The organism is Peristeroidobacter soli, assembly GCF_004138485.1.
GTDB classification, from domain to species: Bacteria; Pseudomonadota; Gammaproteobacteria; order Steroidobacterales; family Steroidobacteraceae; genus Steroidobacter; species Steroidobacter soli.
In genome coordinates, this window is sequence record NZ_RYEV01000004.1 from 687,222 (window position 1) to 705,976 (window position 18,755).

The window sequence follows — 18,755 nt, forward strand, 5'->3', positions numbered from 1 at the left end:
TTTCGGGAGTTGAACGCTGCATCGCGCCCGACCTAGAATGCGACGAATTCGTCAGGTTTACCAATCGCATTCCCGGCAGCCATGGCCACCCGTCGAAAAAACCAGATTTCCTCGCGCAAAAAGCCCCAGCAGGCCCGCTCGAACGAGTTGGTCGCGGCAATTCTGCAAGCGGCTATTCAGGTTTTGGAAAAGCAAGGTGCCCACCGTTTCACTACGGCACGCGTGGCCGAGAAAGCCGGGGTCAGCGTCGGGTCGGTGTATCAATACTTCCCGAACAAGGCGTCGATTCTGTTTCGATTGCAGAGCGACGAATGGCGTCAGACCACGCAGCTGCTGGCATCCATTCTTCTGGATGCTCGACACCCCCCGCTCGAGCGCCTGCGCACGCTGGTGCACGTTTTCATCCGTTCCGAATGCGACGAAGCGAAAGTGCGTATCGCGCTCCACGACGCCGCCCCACTCTATCGCGACGCGCCCGAAGCACGCGAAGCCCGGGCGTCGGGAGAACGCGCGATGGAAACGTTCATGAAGGAAGCGCTGCCCGACGCGCCGGCTGCGACCCGAGACATGGCGGGCAACTTGATCAAGACCACCCTCAGCGAAGTCGGCAAAGGCTTTTCGGAAAGCCCGCGAACCGCCGCCGAGATCAAGACCTACTCCGCCGCAATGGCGGATATGTTCTGCGCCTACCTCGAGAGCCTCACCAGGACTACTTGACCTGCCGCTTCAGCAGTTTGCGCGCCAGCGTGCGCCGGTGAATGCCGAGCCGCCGGGCTGCTTCGGAAATGTTGAAATCCGCATCGGCAAGCGTCTGTTGAATGCGCTCCCACTCGAGCGTCTTGATGGTCGAGGGTCGCGTGCCGAGCTCCACATCCGTGTCGCCCTCGGTCTTGCCGAAAGCCTTTTCGATGTCATCGGTGTTGGACGGCTTGGCCAGGTAATGCCGCGCGCCGAGCTTGATCGCCTCCACGGCGGTCGCGATGCTGGCGAAGCCGGTAAGGACGACGATGTTCATGTCCTCATCATGCGCATGCAGCGTCTGCACGCACGCGAGGCCGGAGGCCCCATTCAACTTCAGGTCGACGACCGCAAACTCGGGCGACTCCGTCTTCAGCAGCTCGACCATCTCGTCGTGACTCGACGCCGTCAACACGCGGTATTCCCGACGCTCGAACGAACGTTTCAACGTACGTGCCAGCGTCTCGTCGTCCTCGACGATCAACAGCAGTTTTTCCGCGCTGGTCTCGATCTCAGCCAAGATCTTTCTCTCGGTATGCCAAAGCCGCCAGCGGCAACTCGACCGTCACGGTGGCGCCGCCCGGCTCGCGATTGTGCGCGGCTACACTGCCGCCCAGTTTACGAATGACGTTGACCACCAGGAACAGGCCCAGCCCGGCGCCGCGCCGATCCTTGGTCGAGTGATAGGGCTTGCCGAAGTTCTCCAGCATCTCGGGCGTGAATCCAGGCCCCAGATCGAGCACTTCGATTCGCAGCATGTCACCGCGACGCTCGGCGTTCAATCGGATCCAGCCCGGCGACACCTCGAACGCATTGTCGAGCAGATTGGTGACCACCTGCTTGATCGCCGGATCGGACACGATCTTCACGTCCTCGCCGAGCGCGCCGCTGCCCGCATGATACTGAAGCGTCCCGTGGGGCCGGCCGTCCGACCAGTCCCTGGCGATCTCATCGAGAAATCGATGTAGCGACGTCACCACCGGCGCTTCGCCGCGAGCCTCGCCCGCCGACATCAGAATGCCGCTCAGAATGCTCTTGCACCGGCGGATCGCAGCCTGCATCTCGAGCAGCTCCTGGAGCATCTCGGGGTGTTGAGAGATCTCCGGCATGCGCCGCCAGTCGCCCAGAATCACGGACACCGAGGCCAGCGGCGTACCCAATTCGTGAGCCGCACCCGACGCCAGCAGGCCGAGCCTCACGATGTGATCTTCCTCCGCCGCCCGACGCTTCAGCTCGACCAGGTACGTATCGCGCTCCTGCAGATTCCGCGACATGCGACTGATGAAGACGACCAGCAGCACCGCGCCCAGCACGAAGCAAACAAACATGCCGAGGATGTGCAGCCTCAACAGGCTCGTGGGTGGTTGCACGGCCAGCGGTTGATTGATACCGATCAACGCGACGAACGCGACACAGGTCACCACGACGATGAGCCACGCCCCCCGGCCCGGCAACAGCACCGCCGCCAGTGCAATCTGTAACAGATAGAGCGCCGTGAACGGATTGGTGGCGCCGCCGCTGAAATACAGCTGCACCGTGAGCGCGGCGACATCCAGCAACAACGCGGAGAACAACGCCTGGCTGCTGATCTGCAAACGCTGACGCAGCCACACGTGACTGAGCGCATTGAGTGCCAGCAACGCGCCCAGCACCATCGCCATCGGGGCCAGCGGCAAGGGAATGCGCAACCCGAAGTGGACGACCGCGATGGTGACCACCTGCCCCAGCACCGCGATCCAGCGCAGCTGGATCAGCAACGCCAGATTCTTCCGGTTCGCGGTATCGATATGAGACGGAGCCTGCGGCTCGGTCAGCGCAATTGAGTTCACGTTGTCTGCGGCCTACGCAAGCGCCACTCGTGGCGGAGCACCAGGCCCGTGCCGGCAATCAACATCAACGCCAGCCCGAACCAGGTGAGCGCATACTGCAGGTGATTGTTGGAAAATGCGATCACGGTGAGGCCGCCGATGGGCGCATCGGGGATCGCCGGCTCCAGCGCCTCGGCATCGATGAAGTACGGTGCCACGTCGCCAATCCCCCGTTTGGCCGCGATGGCCGCCACGTCCCGTGAAAACCAGCGGTCGGTCGCCGGCTCATTGGCGCGCAGGTACCCGCCACCCTGTTCGGTCAAACGCAGCAGCCCGATCACGCGGGTCTCGCCTTCAATCTGACCTGGCGCCCGGGTCGCGGGATCCTTCTGGGGCGGCGGCACGAAGCCGCGATTGATCAGGACGGTGTAGCCCGCGTCGGTGACGAACGGCGTCAACACCCAAAACCCACCGCCCCGCTCGGTAACCGCCTGGACCCGCGTTTCTCGATCGTTCAAGTAACGGCCTGTGACGGCCACGCGCAGATATTCGCTGTTGGTCCGATTGACGTTGGGCCACTGCCCGCGCCCGGGAGCCGCGACGGGGTCCGCATGGACCCGCTGCTCGACGCGCTCGATCAGGTCGCGTTTCCAGGCCAGCCGATGCACCTGCCATACGCCGAGGCTGACCAGCACCGCGATGCCGGCCAGCGCCGCGATCGATACCGCCGCCAGCTTCAGCGGCGACAAAGGCGCACGAGAGCTCAACGCGGCTGGCTGACCTCGTGTTTGGGCATCATGTTGGTGTCCATGTGATACATCACCCATAGCGAACCGGCGAGCGTGATGACGACGAGGATCAGCGTAAAGACCAGCGAGGTCAGCGTCCAGCCGTCCTCGCTCTTGGGCGTCATGTGGAGGAAATAGACCATGTGCACGACCATCTGCACGGCCGCGAGCACCACGATCGTGAGCGCGATCGTCTGCTTGCTCCAGGACACCTCGCCCATCAGCAGGTAGAACGGAATCGCGGTGAGAATGACCGAGAGAATGAACCCGGTCAGATACTCCTTCAGCGTGCCGTGCGGCTCTTCGCCGTGGACCAGGCCGGCCTCGTGATCGGATGCGTGGTCGTGAGCGCTCATCGCAGCATGCCCATCAGATAGACGAAGGTGAAGACGCCGATCCAGATCACGTCCAGGAAGTGCCAGAACAGGCTCAGACACGCCAGCCGGCGCGCGTTCGCCTTGGTCAGGCCGTGCCTGCCGATCTGGAACATCAGCGTGACCAGCCACACGATGCCGAACGTCACGTGCAAGCCGTGCGTGCCGACCAGCGTGAAGAACGCCGACAGGAAGGCACTGCGCTGAGGCGTCGCGCCCTCATGAATCATGTGCGCGAACTCATAGAGCTCGATGCTCAGGAACGCCAGGCCGAACAACCCGGTGATGAGCAGCCACACCTGCGTCGCCGCCACTTTCTTCCGGTACGAGGACAGCATGGCGAAGCCATACGTCATCGAGGACAACAGCAGCATCGTCGTGTTGAGCGCGACCAGCGACAAATCGAACAGATCCTTCGGCCCCGGCCCCGCCGCGTAGTTGCCACCGAGCACACCGTAGGTGGCGAACAGCACGGCGAAGATGAGGCAGTCGCTCATCAGATAGATCCAGAAGCCCAGCAGCGTGCTGCCGCCGGCCTCGTGATCGTGCTCGTCGAGTTGCAGGAACAGCGTGCGATCGGCCGCTTGTTCGCTAGTCAGTGCGTGTCCCATTCGATTAACTCCGCACCGTGGCCAGCAACCGGGTGCGCTCTTCCTCGGCGCGGACGACTTCGTCCAGGGTCAAGTGGAAATCCCGCTGGTAGTTGAACGTGTGATAGATGGTGAAGCCCACGATGCCGATGAAGCTCGCGATCGCCAGCCACCACATGTACCAGACCATCGCGAAGCCGAACGCCGTGCTCAACACCGCGAGAACAAACCCCGCACCGGTATTGGCCGGCATCAGAATCGCCCGAAAGCCACCCAACGGCCGCTGGTAGCCGCGCTGTTTCATGTCCCACCAGGCGTCGCCATCGTGAATGATGGGCGTGAACGCGAAGTTATAAGCCGGCGGCGGCGACGACGTAGACCACTCGAGCGTGCGGCCATCCCACGGATCGCCAGTCGTATCGGCCAGCTCCTTGCGTTTGCGGAAGCTCACGTAGAACTGGATCAGCATTGCGCCGATGCCGATGGCGATCAGCCCCGCGCCCACCGCGGCGATCTGGAACCAGATCTGCAGCGACGGATCTTCGAAGTAACGCAGACGACGGGTCACGCCCATCAGGCCGAGCACGTACAACGGCGTGAACGCCACCCAGAAGCCGATCACCCAGAACCAGAACGACACCAGGCCCCAGAACCGGTCGAGCTTGAAACCGAACGCCTTCGGGAACCAGTAGTTGATGCCGGCGAACAGGCCGAACAGCACGCCACCGATGATCACGTTGTGGAAGTGCGCGATCAGGAACAGGCTGTTGTGGAGCACGAAGTCGGCCGGCGGCACCGCCAGCAGCACGCCCGTCATGCCGCCGATCACGAACGTGAGCATGAACGCGACGGTCCACAGCATCGGCAGCTCGAACCGAATCCGTCCCCGGTACATCGTAAACAGCCAATTGAATATCTTCGCCCCCGTCGGAATCGAGATGATCATGGTCGTGATGCCGAAGAACGAGTTGACGCTCGCCCCCGAGCCCATCGTGAAGAAGTGATGCAGCCATACGATGTACGAAAGAATGGTGATCACGACGGTCGCGTACACCATCGAGCTGTAGCCGAACAGCTTCTTGCCGCAGAACGTCGAGGTGACTTCGGAATACACGCCGAACAGCGGCAGGATCAGGATGTACACCTCGGGGTGACCCCAGATCCAGATGAGGTTCACATACATCATCGGATTGCCGCCGAAGTCGTTGGTGAAGAAGTTGGTCCCCACGTAACGATCCAGCGACAGCAGCACCAGCACCGCCGTCAGCACCGGGAACGCGGCCACGATCAGCACGTTCGTGCACAGCGAGGTCCAGGTGAACACCGGCATCTTCATCAAGGTCATGCCGGGCGCCCGCATCTTGATGATGGTGGCCAACAGGTTCACGCCCGATAACAACGTTCCCACGCCGGCTATTTGCAGCGCCCATATGTAGTAATCGACGCCTACATCCGGACTGTATTGGATGCCCGAAAGCGGCGGATACGCGAGCCAGCCGGTGCGCGCGAACTCACCGACGAACAGCGAGAACATGACCAGGATCGCGCCGGCCGTGGTCATCCAGAAGCTGAAGTTGTTGAGAAATGGGAATGCGACGTCGCGCGCGCCGATCTGCAGCGGCACGATGTAGTTCATCAATCCCGTGACCAGGGGCATGGCCACGAAGAAGATCATGATCACGCCGTGCGCCGTGAAAATCTGATCGTAGTGATGCGCGTTGAGATAGCCCTCCGAGCCTCCGAACGCCATTGCCTGCTGCAATCTCATCATCACGGCGTCGGCGAAACCACGCAGCAGCATGACGATGCCGAGGATCATGTACATGATGCCGATGCGCTTGTGGTCGATCGTGGTGATCCACTCGCGCCACAGATAGCCCCACAGCTGATAGCGAGTGACGGCGGCAAACATCGCGATGCCGCCGATAGCCACGGCAGCGAACGTCGCGACCACGATGGGCTCGTGCAACGGCAAGGCCGCGAGGCTCAAGCGGCCAAAGATCGGATCCAGAACTGGCGAATCTGCGTGCTGCATCGTCAATTACCGCGAGCTCAGCGAATCGATGTCCGCGAGCAATGAACCTGACCGGCCGGGCGTGGGTCGTGGCAAGCCCGCCCCTCGCAGCGGCGAGCGATCGACCTGCGGGAGCAAGTCATCTTCAAACGCTCGCACGAGCGGCGCCGCGCAGATGCCGATGACGTGTGAGTTGTCGGAACCGAACACGGCCCGAGGCGAATCGCTGGAGCGACGGGCCACATTGTAAATACCCGCCTTGCCCAAGCCGCCCCGCTCATCGATGGCCATCATGTCATGCATGCACATCTTGCCGCGCTCGACGCACATGCCGACGATCGAGTCATAGAGCTGGTTGTCGACCGTGGCGAAATAACGCACCGGCTCACGCTCCGACGGCTTCGCCAATTGCAGATAGGAATCGCGCGTCAGCGATTGCTGGGCGGCGCGTGCCGTCGCGATCCAGCGTTGAAATTCGGTATCGCTCATGCCGCGCAGCTTGAATTTCATGCCCGAGAAGCCGGCGCCGCTGTAATTGGCGGAAATTCCTTCCGACTCGCCCGCTTCGTTCAAGACACCGTGCAAGCGGGTCTCCATACCGGGCATTGCGTAGATCATGCCGGCCAGGTGCGGGGCATAGAACGCGTTCATCACCGACGAGGCGGTAATACGCAACGCCAGCGGCTGATTCACCGGCACCGCCATTTCATTGACGGTGGCCACGCCGTATTGGGGATAGATGAAGAGCCACTTCCAGTCGAGTGCCACGACTTCCACTTGCAACGCGCGCGTGTCCGCGGGAAGTTCCTTGTCCGCCGACAGCCGATCGATGGGTCGATACGGATCGAGCAGATGCGTGCCGAGCCAGGTGAGCGCGCCCAGACAGATGATGATGAGCAGCGGCGCCGACCAGATGATCAGCTCCAGGCGCATCGAGTGATGCCAATCGGGCTCGTAACGGGCTTCGCGGTTGTTGTGCCGATAGCGCCAGGCAAAAATGACCGTGAGCGCCATCACAGGAATGATGATGAGCAGCATCAGCCACGTGGACATGACCAGCAAATCGCGCTGCTGAGCGGCCACGTCGCCGGCCGGGTTCAGCACGACCATGTCACAAGCGGACAACCCCAACAGGATCGCCAGCAGGGGCAGCAGTTTGACAATTCTCAAGGGCTTCATCGGGCGAGCAGGATAGGCTGTCCGGTTGCGCGGCGACATTGGGCGTTTTGCCCAATGGTCCAGCACTTCGCGCGGCGCTATAAAGGGGGCCATGTTCCGCAGGAGTGATCTATGACCGCCGCGCAATCCCATGCGCCCACCTCATCGCTGGAACGCGATGCCCGGCGGACGAATGAAGCGCATGCGGGCGAGGTCCGGCCCGGCGACATCGCTATCGGTGTCATCATTGGTCGCACGTCGGAGTTCTTCGACTTCTTCGTTTATGCCATCGCCTCGGTGGTGGTGTTTCCGAAGCTGATCTTTCCCTACGTGGATGCATTGACGGGTACTTTGTACTCGTTCGCGATCTTCTCGCTGGCCTTCGTCGCTCGACCGTTCGGCACAGTAATTTTTACCGCCATCGACCGCGTCGCCGGGCGTGGCATGAAACTCACGATCGCGCTGTTCCTGCTCGGCACCTCGACGGTGGCCATCGCCTTCATTCCCAGCTACCAGGACATCGGCATCGCCTCGGCCTATTTTCTAGGCATCCTGCGCATTGGTCAGGGTCTGGCGCTCGGCGGCTCGTGGGACGGCCTGGCCTCGTTGCTCGCATTGAATGCGCCTCAGAAACGTCGCGGTTACTACGCGATGATTCCGCAACTGGGCGCACCGCTCGGCCTGATGGTGGCGAGCACGCTGTTCGCTTACATCATCGCGAACCTGTCGGCCGAGGATTTCCTGAGCTGGGGCTGGCGCTATCCCTTCTTCGTCGCATTCGCCATCAACGTCGTGGCGCTGTTCGCGCGCCTTCGTATCGTCGTCACGCCGGAATATACAAAGGCGTTCGAGACTCAGGAGCTGCAGCCGCAGCCCGTCATGGATACCTGGCGTCAGGGCGGCTGGAACATCGTCGTCGGCGCGTTCGCGCCGCTCGCCAGCTTCGCGTTGTTTCACATGGTGACCGTGTTCCCGCTGTCGTGGGTGTTCCTGTTCACGCAAGAGGGTCCGGCGCGCTTTCTGATGATCGAAGCGGTCGGCGCCGCGTTCGGTGTCGCGGCCATCGTCGCCTCCGGCTGGCTGGCCGATCGCATCGGACGTCGTACCCTCCTCGCCGCCACCGCCGCGGCCATCGCAGCGTTCAGTGGCTTCGCTCCTCAATTGCTCGCCGCCGGCGAGATCGGCGAAGTGGTGTTCATGATCTCCGGCTTCCTGCTGCTCGGCCTCTCCTTCGGCCAGGCCTCGGGCGCGGTGGCTTCGAACTTCCAGATGAACTATCGCTACACCAGCTCCGCGATCACGTCCGATCTCGCCTGGCTGTTCGGCGCCGGCTTCGCACCGTGGGTCGCGTTGGTGCTGTCGAGTCGCTTCGGCCTCGGCTTCGCGGGCGCGTATCTGTTGTCGGGCGCGATCGGCACCCTCGTGGCGTTGTTTGTTAACCGGCAGATGGTGCAGGACCGGTAACTCGCAGTTCATCCAATCCCTGATTCAATATCTCGAAGCACGATGATCCGTTGACAGCTTCGCGAGACTCTTGCGATTCTCTGGTGCGTGCAGGAACTGCCAAGGATGCGGCAAACCCCTCGGTTGCTTCGTCAAGGCAGCGTCAACCACTTTTGGGGAATCAACGGATGAAACCAATCGCACCCTTGCTTCGTCGAATCGCACTGCTGGCCGGAATCACCGCCACGGCCGCGTTGCCACTCAATGCTCACAGTACCGAGTACGAAGTGGTGAAAAGTGTCACACGACTGTATTCCTACCTGTTGACCAACTACGAAGGCCACATTGTCTTTCAAGTTGATAGTCCGCCTGCCGGGTGCGTAGCTTTCTGGTTCGATCAGGGCACGACCCCCGCCGCCAATGCTGCCGCCAAGAACTCTTATGCCCTGCTGCTATCGGCGTATCACACTCAAGCGTTAGTGCGCATCGTCGCAGTGGATACGCAACTGTGGAGCGGCTCCAGCCAACCTCACTGCAAGGTCACGACCGTCGCTTTGGATTGAAGCAGACTCAACGGCAGCAATGGAGGCATGCCTGTGAACGCATCTTTCGCTGGATCGCGTCTTCTCCTGATCGGCCTGTTGGCAAACTCGGCGTGGCAGACGGCGGCCGCCGAGCCTCGAAACTTTCTAATGGCGCTGTGGCGTAGCAACGACCAGGCCGCCAACATCGAGGAGGAACACACCGATCTGGCGTGGTTCTGGCCGTCGCTGCCGCAGCCGTCGCGCAAGGCGATTCTGCAGATCGATGGTTACTATCAGGATCCCACTGCCCTGACGCAGCTGTTGACCAATGCCAACTATGACTGGTCGAAGATCGCGGCAGTGTGGATCGATGAGCCGTATTTGAACGCCGTTGGGGCGGCACAGAATCCCTGCGGTGTCACTTCAGTTCATTACGGCGCGATGACCGCTACGCAGCTGCAGGTCGCGGCCGCCGCGCAAACGGTTCGCAACCTTTCGGCCACCACCCGTGTCTGGGTGAATTTCAGCGAGAACGAAATCAAGTGGATGCGGGATCACGGCTGCGATCTCAACAAGTCCTACCTCGATGTCGTCTCCATCGACGCTTACCAGGGGCCCTTCTTCGATGAAGTCGAACCCCTTTATTACTACCTCAAGACACACGCGCCGACGAACTATCAACAACGGGCGCTGGTGCCATTGGTGGGCAGCAAGCAGGCTCCCAACGCCCTCGCCCCGGCGAGCGTGGCCGGTTGGTTACCGGCGTACTTCGAATATGCCGCCTACGAAAATCAAACCTGCAATCTGCCGCTGGGCCCGACGGGCGCCACCGGCTTGTTCGACGGGTGTCCGGTATGGCTGATCGCCGGCTGGCCCGGCGTGCACTACACAGTCGACACCTATGTCGGCTTCTTCGATGACACATCCGAGCCCATCCGGGATGCCTGGCGCGCGCAACGCCAGATCATCAGAGCCGACCACTCGGGCGCGATCTCCAGCACGATCGACGCGATCCTGGAATGACAGCCCACTAGCGAATGAACGTGGCGGTGCATGGCCGGGAGCTGGGCATCACCCACTTCATCGACGATCGCATCGACGTGTTGCAGGCCATGCGGAGCGTCGTGCCGAACCTGTACCTGTTCGGTCCACAGTTCGGTCCGCAACCGCCCGGCATGCGACACGTCCACGGCTGGGCGGAGGTCGCCCGGGAGTTCGCTTAGTCGTATAGTCCTCCAGCCAGGCGCGAATGCCGCCTGCGCTGGAGACTTCGATGGATCACGCCAACAAACCTCCGCGCTCCGCCGCCATCGTGCCACCCGGCCAGGGCCGTGTTTATCCGATGGGGAAGATGCGCGCCGTGTTCAAGGCGGATCTGGGCGAGACGGATACGAGATATTCGATCTCGGAGTGGTGGCTGGAGCCGAACACGACGGGACCTGGGGCGCACTCGCATCCCGAAGATCATGTTTACTATGTGATCGAGGGCCAGCTGAGCGTGTTCTTCGACGGCGCCTGGTCGCAGGCCGCGCGTGGTTCCTACATTCTCATTCCCGGCGGCACGGCCCATGATTTCCAGAATCGTGGCACCCAGCCCGTCGGGTTCATGAGCATCAATGTCCCCGGCGGATTCGAAAAACAGATGCCGGGCATCGTCGAGTGGTTCGCCGCGAATCCGCCCGGCGAGGCGATTCCCAAAAGTTAATCCGACGACGCGTTCGCGGGCGCCGCCGTGCCTGCGCCGGACGCGCGCGCCTTGATCTGATCGAAGTCAGACAGATACTTCGGTCGCACCGTGCCGCACAGAAAATCCCAGATCGTCGTGTAGCCGCCGAAGTTCCATTTGAAATACTTGTGGTGCTGATCGTGAAAGGTCGCGGTGAACAAAGGGACGAAACCGCCGTTGATGACGGACTCGAGCGGGCCCACCGACAGGGTCGTGAGCAGGTTCGGCGAGGTCGATTCGTGATGGATCTTGTGGACCCAGGTGTACACCGGCTCGTTGTGCATCCAACGATGCAGCCAATAGAAGTAGGTGTCGAACGCGAAGAAATAGAACGCGTACTCCAGCGCGACCACCCACCACTGCACCGGGCCGGTCTTGAACGAAATGAAGCCCTGCCTGGTCAAAAACGCGGTCAACGTGGTCAGGATGAAAGCCGTCACGCTGACATTGAGCACGGCAAAGAAGAATTCGTTGCGCAGCGTGCGCCATTTGAAGCCATTGGGCTGGATCTTCCGTGCCCGCAGATAGCCCTGAAACAGGGTTGCCATGAACACGACGATCAGGAACATCGCCAGAAAGCGCCCGATCGGGTCGTCCACTACCAAGCTTCGCAGCGTCGCCAGCGTCTCCATGGCCGGAATCTTAATCGACAGTAGTGTTGATTAGCGATCCACGACGCCGGGGATCTGCGACACGCGTCTCGCACACGACTTCTGCCGTGCGCATCTGGCGCGCTTGTTTCGTCGCGTTGTCGGCGTAACACCGAGAGCGTGGCGCGTGGCGCAGACGCTCCATCAGCGGGAAGTGACCTCGCCCCGGCCCGCGCTACGGATGGCGAGCATCGACAACTGATCGTCATATAGGCCGGAAGTCATCAGGAGGCCTGTCATGCGCGCTTTGATCGTCTCGGGGATTTTTGCTGCTGCCAGCCTGCCGTGGTCCGCGTACGCCCAGGAGACCCGCCCGCCGGGACAGGAATTCGGATTCGATGTGGTCTATCAGCTGAGCCAGAAGGTCAAGTTCGACGGCGGCTCGACCGTCGACTTGAACGACGACCTCGGCGCCACGCTGTGGTGGGGCTGGCGCTTCAACGAACATCTGGATCTGCAGGCCGCCATCGACTGGTCCAACGTGAGCTACGACGCCAACTTCCAGTCGGGCACGTTTCCCGGCGTCTCGGCCAAGGTCAGCGGCGACATCGAAACGTTCGTGCCGAAAGTGGTGTTGAACTACAACATCCTCAAAGGTCCGTTGACGCCCTTCCTCAATGTCGGCATGGGCTGGGCGTTCGTCGACACCAATATTCCCAACAGCCGGGTCCAGGTCGGCTGCTGGTGGGATCCCTGGTGGGGTTACATCTGCACGCCGTACCAGAGCACCAAGTCGTTCGACGAGTTCACCTACCAGGTAGGCGCCGGCGTGCGCTGGGACATCAACAAGAGCTACGCGCTACGGCTGGTCTACGAGAAACATTGGCTCGATTACTCCAAGGCGAGCAGCACGCCGGACTTCGACCAGTTCCGGCTGGGCATGGCCTTCATGTTCTGATCGATACCGACAAATCGGCCATATTGATCCGCGTCACATGGCCAGCGCTTCAGGCGCCCTCGCGATGTGGAAAACTGAACGGCGTCCCAGTCCCACGGGCAAGCCTGAACGTAGAGTTCGCGTCGGTCCTTCGTCGTGAACAGCAATAGCAACGTGCCAGGTGGGACTTTGAGTCGTGTGATACTCGTCGTGGACGACGATCGCAGTACGCGTGCCAGCGCGCTGCGTCTCTTGACAGCTCGCGGCTATTCGGCGTTTGCGGCGACCAGCGAGACCGATGCGGTCCGGCAGGCCGCGCAGCTCACGCCGGATGTGATATTGATGGACTTGCATCTGCATCAGGGCAGCGGGCTCGACGCAGCTCGTCACATCAAGGCGCAACCCGCGCTCGAGCACATTCCCATCGTCGCACTGACCGCAACGCCACCGACGTGGGACGAGAAGATGCAATTGTTCGCGGCCGTGCTGACCAAGCCCTGCCCCACGGCTCAGATCCTCGACGCCATCGAAACCGTGTTGCGTCCCTGAGCGAGCGCCTCAGGATTTGGGCGGCGCGCCCGCGGGCTGCTTCGGGAACTTCTCGAAGATCTGGCTGACGACTTCGTTGACGGCCGGCTGCGGATTGTCGCGCGCCTTGTCGTGGATACGACCGACCGCGATGCCTTCCCACAACAGCTTCTTGGAAGCAACGTCGACGACATCCACGTTGAGCGTGCCTTCGGTGTAGTTGTCCACCGTGGTGGAGACACCGGCGCCCCAGCCATACATTCCATATCGATAGCCGTAGTAACCCCCGCCATAGGGCGTTTCAGTGACCTGCACCTTGTCCTTGGTCTGTACGTGGGTGTTGACCAGCAGTTGCGGATTCTTGCTCTTCTCGAAGCCGCGCAACTGCATCTCGTGATCGATCGCGTTCTTGATATAGGTTGTCGCGAACGAATCGTACGGCGACTTGCGACCGGTCACTTCGTCGAAATAGCCATAGGTTTGAAATCTGGAGAAGTCCGCCGTTGGATCGACATTGGAGCGGATGGTCGGCTTGCTGGCACAGGCGGCGAGCAGCGCCACCATGAGGGACAGCGTGCCTGTTGCGATTGACTTTACCGCGTTCATGGATGGCCTCGTTGTGAATCCCGGATCATCGGATCGGGTCGGCCGGCGAGCTATCAATTAATCGCATTCGCCGCCAGCGCCCGCCTCGCCTGCTCCTGGTAATGCAGCACCGAAGCGTGCACGTTGTCGTCCTCGATATGGAAAGGCGTCTGCGCTATGTACTGAAGGACGCGCGGCACGCCGAACTCCGCAATGAGCGGACGCATCAGCATCGACCCGCCCAGTTGCTGTACGTCTCGATAGACTGCATCGCCCTGACGCCAGCCGCGCGCACGCAACTCCTCCAGGTTGTCCGGCCAGAACATGTCGACCCGATTGGTATTGAACATGGGCTGTGCAGGACGGCGCGACGACCACGCGCCCGAGACCAGCATCTCGCAGCCCAGCCGCTTCTGAATGTCCAGCGACGCGCACTCCTGATGTGGCCACGTGAGTCCCTTGCGATGAGCGGCCTCCTGCAGATGAGTCATCCACAATGCATCGTCGATGACTTCGATCACCGGCAGCAAGGCCCGCATGTCGTCATTCTTGTAATAGGGCCAGTACGCTCTCGCCCACGATTGCACGCCGTGGCCCACCCAGCCGAGCAACTGTCGACGAAACGTCAAGGTGTGGCGTGACGGATCGTAGGCAGCCGCGTCGCGCGGATAGGAAGCGTCTTCGGGTACGGCGAACTCGAGGGTGATCTTGGTGCACGCGTCTTCGAGGATCGGTCCGAGCGCATTGTTGATGGCCACCTCTCGCATCACGACGACCTGGAGGAAACGCCGCTCCGCCGAGGGCGCCCGCGGGCGGATCATGAACCTCTCAGTGCTGGTCTCAGAGACCTCTCTGCCGACACTCACTCCCATTGCCGCAAGCAGCAGCGTCACGATCAGCGCCTTCACAGCCCCTCCGCCACGGCGATCGGCGGCGCGCTCGCCACGCAATCGCAACCGGTTCTATCGATGCGACCGCTGGCCCGGCCCAGCGTGATCGACGGCAGCTCACCGAATAGATCGTAATAATCCTTGGAGAACTGACTCAGGTGCCAGAAACCCCACTTCATCGCGAGCTGGGTGATCTTGCCGATCGAGTGCGGCGAGAAGTACAACTCACCCCGCACGCGTGACAGTCGTGCGCAGCGGATGTATGCGATGGGCGAGACGCCGTAGATCTCCCGGAACCCATACTCCAGCGCTCTCGGGCTCGCGTAGCTCGCTTGACACACGCTCGCGAGCGTCAAGGCACAATCCAGATGCTCGTCGATGTATTGCCGTGCCCTCACGGCAGCCTGGCACCGGGCCGTCGACGCGGGCGACGTCAAATCATCGCCTGGCTCCTCGCGCAGCCAGGTGTCGCACACGTCCAGCAGTGTGTTGGCTGCAACATTTGTATCGATCGCTCGGTGAGCACAGGCCTCGAATGTTCCCAGTCTCGCGGTCGACGCCTGCAGCAGCCTGGCACCAGTGCAGCGCGTGCCGACACTCCGGTCCGGTATCGACACAAAGAACGATTGATACTCGCGCTCGGTGCAGACGACCAGCTGCGCCGGACCGTGCGCGATGATCGCCTGCCCTGGCTCGACACCGGTCGTGCCCAATCGCGCGCGGCCATGCATCGGGACGAGAAAAATCATTTGACCGCGTGGCACATCGAGCCATTCGACTTTGTGACGATCCGCTCCCAGGTAACCGACCGTCAACTGCTCCATTCGCGCGACAGCGCCACGCGCGCAGGCCATGCCTCGTTCCAGTTGCACGTAGCGAATGTTTATAAAGGGTGCGAGCTGCTCGCAGGTCTCATCCAGGCCGTGGGCGTGAATCAGCGTCGATGCAGTGGTAGCCATGGCGCCTCGGTGCGTTACTTCGATCCGTGTTGTAAAGCACATAGGTAGCGCGGACGCCGACCGCGCGAGAACCGGTTCGAGTGAGCGCGTAGGTACCCTTACTACGGATCAGTCGGCCGCCTGGCGGACCAGCAGCGTCGGGGACGAGAAGAGCGGTGTCGATGCATCCACCGGTTCCGGGATTTCGAAGCACACCGTCGCTCCCGGGCCATGCAGATTGTTCTCGGCAAAGATGCGTCCGCCATGCGCCTTCACGATGGCGCGGGCGATCGACAGCCCGAGCCCGAGACCGTTGGCCTTGCCGCTATGAAACGATTCGAAAATGGTTTCGAGGTGTTCCGGTGCAATCCCACAGCCGCTGTCGCGCACCGACACGCGCACACGGCCGTCCACGTGATCGCTGAGCACGTCGACACGCCTGGCTCCGGTCACGTCCACCTCAGTGGCATCCAGCGCATTGCCGATCAGATTGATGATCACCTGCTGAAGATGCACCGGGTCCGCGCTGATCGAGGGAATGTCGCCTGGCAAGAGGCTCAGTTTGATCCCTCTGCGCCGGGCCTGCATCCACAGCAGGTCCACCGCTTCGGCGAGCACTGCGTTCAAATTCACCGGCTCGCGAACCATCTCCCGGTTCTGCAGCAGCGCGCGGGTACGACGCACCACCTGGCTGGCCCGGAGGTCGTCGTTGCGAATGTCCTCCAGAATGGTTCGAATCGTTGCGAGCGGCGGTCGTTTCTTCTGCAGCAAGAACAATCCGGTCTCGGCATTGTTGAGAATCGCGCCCAGCGGCTGCGTCACTTCGTGAGTGATGCCCGCGGTGACCTCCCCTATGGTGGCCAGCCGGGCTGCTCGCGCCAGGGCTCTGGCAGCGTCTCGAGCCGCCCATGCATCGGTCATGTCGCTCAACGCGACCACCATCTTGCGAGGTTCGCCGGAAGGCTCCCGGACCAGAACGCCTCTGACTCGGACCGGGACGCGCGCGCTGTCCGGCCCCTGCAGCGTGAATTCGTTCTCCCAGACGTCACCGTTCCCCGCGAGGAAACGTTGCAGCTCGCGCCGAACCCGCTCGCGGTCCTGCTCATCCACACATCGTTGTAACAGCCGCCAGGCATCTGTGGGCCTGGGCGGGGTGCCGAAGTAGCGCTGGCCGTTGGCACTGCAACGGACCCGGCCGCTGCGGACGTTCCAACACAGGATCACATCATTACAGGCGCGTAATGTCAGTTTGTGCCGTTCCGTCCGCGCACGCAGTCGCGCCTGTGCACGCGTCAAAGCCAACCGGCTTCGGCGCAACCGATGAGCGAACACCGACGAGCTGCACGCGAGGATCAGCAAACATCCCGAGCACAGCGCCCATCCCTGGAAATCGATGGCCATAGGTTCACATCCGGAAGACTCGAACCGCCCCCTATGCCGCCCGCGACATCCCCCGCGCGAATGATTTACTCTGAAACAGCAAATATTTCAAGCAATAACCAATGTTTCTAAAAGCGCCATGCAGCCGAAAGCCACAACGTATAAGGATCCTTCAGATTTTCCAGATCCATGTACTCGTACTCCAGCAGGAAGTTGAGGTGATCGATCACCGTGACACCCGCCCCGACGCCATACGTCCATGCCTCGCCGCTGTTTTTCGAGCGCACGATCGGCTCGCTGGTCCCGGCGTTGTTGAAATTGGCGTTCAACTTCACGTCGTTCCAGTAATAGCCGGCCTTCGCGGACAGCTCGAAAATGGTGATGGGCAACGTTCCGATGACGTAAGCGCCGAAGCCGGACAGCTCCAGAGAATAGTTGCCATCCGATCCCGCCGCGTTGAAATTGCCGCGCGGATTGCCGAGGTCGATATAGTCGGCCTCGAGCGAAAGAAACTTGTTGAAGCGCCAGCCGAAGAACGCCTTCCACGCCGAGTCGTCGGTATCGATGTTGCCGACCACATCGGTGACCTCCGGTATGTTCTCGATCTCGACGTTGAACTGACCGTAGCCGGCGCCGACGTACGGACCGGAAGGGTTCTCATCCGCCGAGGCCCGCCCGGCGAAGGACGCCGCCACGAGCACTGCGCAGACGTATGGCAATGAACGCAAAATCGACGTGCGCATGGAGGTGCTCCTGATTTTTCTGCCGAGCGAAAGATGTTGCGTCCCGCCCTTCGCGTACGAGTCAGTAACGCGGGCACTGGCCACACACAAGTTCGAAAGTGCCGCGAATTCCCGTTGCACGTATCAAGTTTCCTGTCATGCCCTCCAGGACAGCCGCGCGTCATTTCACGTTGGCCTTCTCCCAGGCACGCACCCGGCGGCGCGCCTCATCGAACAGACGCTCGTAGTTCCCCTTGCGCAGTTTCTCGCTGGCTTCCGGCGTGAGCTGAGCGAACAGCGGCTGATAGACGTCATAGATCTGCAGATAGCTCGCCTGATCCGTCGAAGCGACTTCGTCGGTCCCGAGCAGGAAGCGATCCGGAAAGCGGTTGATGGTCTGCGCGACCCGACGGGTGGTCTCGGGCGTCGCGACGATGTACTTCGCCGTTTCCATCCAGGAGATATCGATCGACACGTGCGCACTGGCAGGATCGCTCAGCGCGCGCTCCAGCAGTTCCAGCTGATTCTCGATCGGCCTGACGAACTCCTTGTGAATCGTGAACTCGCCGGTCCCCGTGAACACGCCGGGGAACGTTCTCAGTACCCGCTTGATGTGATCCACCCCGTACATGTCGGCGGGATTGAAGCCGGTGATCATCGGATCGAAGCGCGCCCGATCATGCTCGGGCAGCGACAGATACGCCATCGCGATATGGGCGACGGTGAACGAATAATAGTAGAGCGGCGAATCTGTCTGCAGGTAATACGTCGGTGCGAAGTTACCGGTGTTCCGGTACGACCAGGTCTGTTGCAGCGGGATGCCGGACAGGGCGACCCGCCCGACCCGATCGCCCATGATCCGCAGCAAGTCGCGGATGTCGGTGCCCTCCTGAACATAGTTGGTCAAATGAAAGTGCGCGTCGTTGACCTGATACGCCGGCTGCGCCGATTCAGCGACGTGGCTCGCGCCCGCCGTCCATGCAATCGCGGCAACAACGGCAAATGGGCGCATATATTCCCTC

Annotated in this window: 22 protein-coding genes; 8 read left to right on the forward strand and 14 right to left on the reverse strand. The window is 61.6% G+C overall.

Annotated elements, in window-relative coordinates; translation table 11 throughout:
* Positions 1–81 precede the first annotated feature (81 nt).
* On the forward strand, positions 82–717 hold the full coding sequence (locus EKO19_RS18750; RefSeq protein WP_129777976.1) for a TetR family transcriptional regulator: 636 nt from the start codon (positions 82–84) through the stop codon (positions 715–717).
* Here the strand turns inward: EKO19_RS18750 and EKO19_RS18755 are convergent.
* The 7 genes from EKO19_RS18755 to cyoA are packed head-to-tail and all read right to left on the reverse strand — an operon-like array spanning position 710 to position 7,491.
* The gene (locus EKO19_RS18755; RefSeq protein WP_246038912.1) at positions 710–1,258 is read right to left on the reverse strand and encodes a response regulator transcription factor; all 549 of its coding nucleotides are present in this window, start codon (positions 1,256–1,258) and stop codon (positions 710–712) included. The genes EKO19_RS18750 and EKO19_RS18755 overlap by 8 nt on opposite strands.
* A complete protein-coding gene (locus EKO19_RS18760; protein WP_217705447.1) occupies positions 1,251–2,567 on the reverse strand; it encodes an ATP-binding protein in 1,317 nt (438 codons plus the stop codon). Before EKO19_RS18760 ends, EKO19_RS18755 begins: the two co-directional genes overlap by 8 nt.
* Complete coding sequence (locus tag EKO19_RS18765; protein WP_246038913.1) at positions 2,564–3,313, reverse strand: SURF1 family protein; 750 nt, start codon at positions 3,311–3,313, stop codon at positions 2,564–2,566. The genes EKO19_RS18760 and EKO19_RS18765 overlap by 4 nt, the downstream gene beginning before the upstream one ends.
* Positions 3,310–3,690, reverse strand: a complete 381-nt coding sequence (cyoD, locus tag EKO19_RS18770) for a cytochrome o ubiquinol oxidase subunit IV (RefSeq protein WP_129777978.1) — start codon at positions 3,688–3,690, stop codon at positions 3,310–3,312. Before cyoD ends, EKO19_RS18765 begins: the two co-directional genes overlap by 4 nt.
* The gene (cyoC, locus tag EKO19_RS18775; protein ID WP_129777979.1) at positions 3,687–4,319 is read right to left on the reverse strand and encodes a cytochrome o ubiquinol oxidase subunit III; all 633 of its coding nucleotides are present in this window, start codon (positions 4,317–4,319) and stop codon (positions 3,687–3,689) included. The genes cyoD and cyoC overlap by 4 nt, the downstream gene beginning before the upstream one ends.
* A gap of 4 nt (positions 4,320–4,323) precedes the next feature.
* On the reverse strand, positions 4,324–6,333 hold the full coding sequence (gene cyoB / locus EKO19_RS18780) for a cytochrome o ubiquinol oxidase subunit I (protein ID WP_129777980.1): 2,010 nt from the start codon (positions 6,331–6,333) through the stop codon (positions 4,324–4,326).
* Between the two features lie 6 nt (positions 6,334–6,339).
* Positions 6,340–7,491, reverse strand: a complete 1,152-nt coding sequence (gene cyoA, locus EKO19_RS18785; RefSeq protein ID WP_129777981.1) for a ubiquinol oxidase subunit II — start codon at positions 7,489–7,491, stop codon at positions 6,340–6,342.
* Between the two features lie 111 nt (positions 7,492–7,602).
* Between cyoA and EKO19_RS18790 the strand changes: the two genes are divergently transcribed.
* The 5 genes from EKO19_RS18790 (at position 7,603) to EKO19_RS18810 (ending at position 11,142) form a co-directional block, all read left to right on the forward strand.
* Positions 7,603–8,934 (forward strand): MFS transporter, encoded by a 1,332-nt coding sequence (locus EKO19_RS18790; RefSeq protein WP_129777982.1) that lies wholly within the window; start codon positions 7,603–7,605, stop codon positions 8,932–8,934.
* A 167-nt stretch (positions 8,935–9,101) separates the two neighbouring features.
* Complete coding sequence (locus EKO19_RS18795) at positions 9,102–9,476, forward strand: hypothetical protein (protein ID WP_129777983.1); 375 nt, start codon at positions 9,102–9,104, stop codon at positions 9,474–9,476.
* 33 nt (positions 9,477–9,509) lie between these two features.
* Positions 9,510–10,460, forward strand: coding sequence for a hypothetical protein (locus tag EKO19_RS18800; protein ID WP_129777984.1), 951 nt, complete (start codon positions 9,510–9,512; stop codon positions 10,458–10,460).
* A 14-nt stretch (positions 10,461–10,474) separates the two neighbouring features.
* A complete protein-coding gene (locus tag EKO19_RS18805; protein ID WP_129777985.1) occupies positions 10,475–10,660 on the forward strand; it encodes a hypothetical protein in 186 nt (61 codons plus the stop codon).
* A 50-nt stretch (positions 10,661–10,710) separates the two neighbouring features.
* On the forward strand, positions 10,711–11,142 hold the full coding sequence (locus EKO19_RS18810; RefSeq protein WP_217705448.1) for a cupin domain-containing protein: 432 nt from the start codon (positions 10,711–10,713) through the stop codon (positions 11,140–11,142).
* Here EKO19_RS18810 and EKO19_RS18815 read toward each other — a convergent pair.
* On the reverse strand, positions 11,139–11,795 hold the full coding sequence (locus EKO19_RS18815; protein ID WP_217705449.1) for a sterol desaturase family protein: 657 nt from the start codon (positions 11,793–11,795) through the stop codon (positions 11,139–11,141). The genes EKO19_RS18810 and EKO19_RS18815 overlap by 4 nt on opposite strands.
* 256 nt (positions 11,796–12,051) lie before the next feature.
* On the opposite strand from EKO19_RS18815, the gene EKO19_RS18820 reads away from it, so the two are divergent.
* Together EKO19_RS18820 and EKO19_RS18825 are read left to right on the forward strand one after the other, a co-directional pair.
* Positions 12,052–12,711: an outer membrane beta-barrel protein gene (locus tag EKO19_RS18820; protein ID WP_129777986.1), complete on the forward strand. Its 660-nt coding sequence runs from the start codon at positions 12,052–12,054 to the stop codon at positions 12,709–12,711.
* Positions 12,712–12,888: 177 nt separating this feature from the next.
* A complete protein-coding gene (locus EKO19_RS18825; protein ID WP_246038933.1) occupies positions 12,889–13,239 on the forward strand; it encodes a response regulator in 351 nt (116 codons plus the stop codon).
* Between the two features lie 9 nt (positions 13,240–13,248).
* On the opposite strand, the gene EKO19_RS18830 is transcribed toward EKO19_RS18825, so the two are convergent.
* From EKO19_RS18830 to EKO19_RS18855, 6 genes are all read right to left on the reverse strand, one after another.
* The gene (locus EKO19_RS18830; RefSeq protein ID WP_129777988.1) at positions 13,249–13,824 is read right to left on the reverse strand and encodes a DUF4136 domain-containing protein; all 576 of its coding nucleotides are present in this window, start codon (positions 13,822–13,824) and stop codon (positions 13,249–13,251) included.
* Between the two features lie 53 nt (positions 13,825–13,877).
* Positions 13,878–14,711 (reverse strand): hypothetical protein, encoded by an 834-nt coding sequence (locus tag EKO19_RS18835; protein WP_175597107.1) that lies wholly within the window; start codon positions 14,709–14,711, stop codon positions 13,878–13,880.
* Positions 14,708–15,652, reverse strand: a complete 945-nt coding sequence (locus EKO19_RS18840; protein ID WP_157995329.1) for a helix-turn-helix domain-containing protein — start codon at positions 15,650–15,652, stop codon at positions 14,708–14,710. Before EKO19_RS18840 ends, EKO19_RS18835 begins: the two co-directional genes overlap by 4 nt.
* A 108-nt stretch (positions 15,653–15,760) precedes the next feature.
* On the reverse strand, positions 15,761–17,032 hold the full coding sequence (locus EKO19_RS18845) for a sensor histidine kinase (RefSeq protein ID WP_129777991.1): 1,272 nt from the start codon (positions 17,030–17,032) through the stop codon (positions 15,761–15,763).
* Between the two features lie 107 nt (positions 17,033–17,139).
* The gene (locus tag EKO19_RS18850; protein WP_129777992.1) at positions 17,140–17,754 is read right to left on the reverse strand and encodes a porin family protein; all 615 of its coding nucleotides are present in this window, start codon (positions 17,752–17,754) and stop codon (positions 17,140–17,142) included.
* A 160-nt stretch (positions 17,755–17,914) separates the two neighbouring features.
* Entirely contained in the window at positions 17,915–18,745 is an 831-nt protein-coding gene (locus EKO19_RS18855; protein WP_217705450.1) for an amidohydrolase, read from the reverse strand.
* Positions 18,746–18,755: the final 10 nt, after the last annotated feature.

Excerpts from the sequence above, each read along its gene's own strand:
- EKO19_RS18750 (WP_129777976.1), top strand. The coding sequence starts at position 82 with ATGGCCACCCGTCGAAAAAACCAGATTTCCTCGCGCAAAAAGCCCCAG.
- cyoD (WP_129777978.1), bottom strand. The coding sequence starts at position 3,690 with ATGAGCGCTCACGACCACGCATCCGATCACGAGGCCGGCCTGGTCCAC.
- cyoC (WP_129777979.1), bottom strand. The coding sequence starts at position 4,319 with ATGGGACACGCACTGACTAGCGAACAAGCGGCCGATCGCACGCTGTTC.
- cyoB (WP_129777980.1), bottom strand. The coding sequence starts at position 6,333 with ATGCAGCACGCAGATTCGCCAGTTCTGGATCCGATCTTTGGCCGCTTG.
- cyoA (WP_129777981.1), bottom strand. The coding sequence starts at position 7,491 with ATGAAGCCCTTGAGAATTGTCAAACTGCTGCCCCTGCTGGCGATCCTG.
- EKO19_RS18790 (WP_129777982.1), top strand. The coding sequence starts at position 7,603 with ATGACCGCCGCGCAATCCCATGCGCCCACCTCATCGCTGGAACGCGAT.
- EKO19_RS18795 (WP_129777983.1), top strand. The coding sequence starts at position 9,102 with ATGAAACCAATCGCACCCTTGCTTCGTCGAATCGCACTGCTGGCCGGA.
- EKO19_RS18805 (WP_129777985.1), top strand. The coding sequence starts at position 10,475 with ATGAACGTGGCGGTGCATGGCCGGGAGCTGGGCATCACCCACTTCATC.
- EKO19_RS18810 (WP_217705448.1), top strand. The coding sequence starts at position 10,711 with ATGGATCACGCCAACAAACCTCCGCGCTCCGCCGCCATCGTGCCACCC.
- EKO19_RS18815 (WP_217705449.1), bottom strand. The coding sequence starts at position 11,795 with ATGGAGACGCTGGCGACGCTGCGAAGCTTGGTAGTGGACGACCCGATC.
- EKO19_RS18820 (WP_129777986.1), top strand. The coding sequence starts at position 12,052 with ATGCGCGCTTTGATCGTCTCGGGGATTTTTGCTGCTGCCAGCCTGCCG.
- EKO19_RS18830 (WP_129777988.1), bottom strand. The coding sequence starts at position 13,824 with ATGAACGCGGTAAAGTCAATCGCAACAGGCACGCTGTCCCTCATGGTG.
- EKO19_RS18840 (WP_157995329.1), bottom strand. The coding sequence starts at position 15,652 with ATGGCTACCACTGCATCGACGCTGATTCACGCCCACGGCCTGGATGAG.
- EKO19_RS18845 (WP_129777991.1), bottom strand. The coding sequence starts at position 17,032 with ATGGCCATCGATTTCCAGGGATGGGCGCTGTGCTCGGGATGTTTGCTG.
- EKO19_RS18850 (WP_129777992.1), bottom strand. The coding sequence starts at position 17,754 with ATGCGCACGTCGATTTTGCGTTCATTGCCATACGTCTGCGCAGTGCTC.
- EKO19_RS18855 (WP_217705450.1), bottom strand. The coding sequence starts at position 18,745 with ATGCGCCCATTTGCCGTTGTTGCCGCGATTGCATGGACGGCGGGCGCG.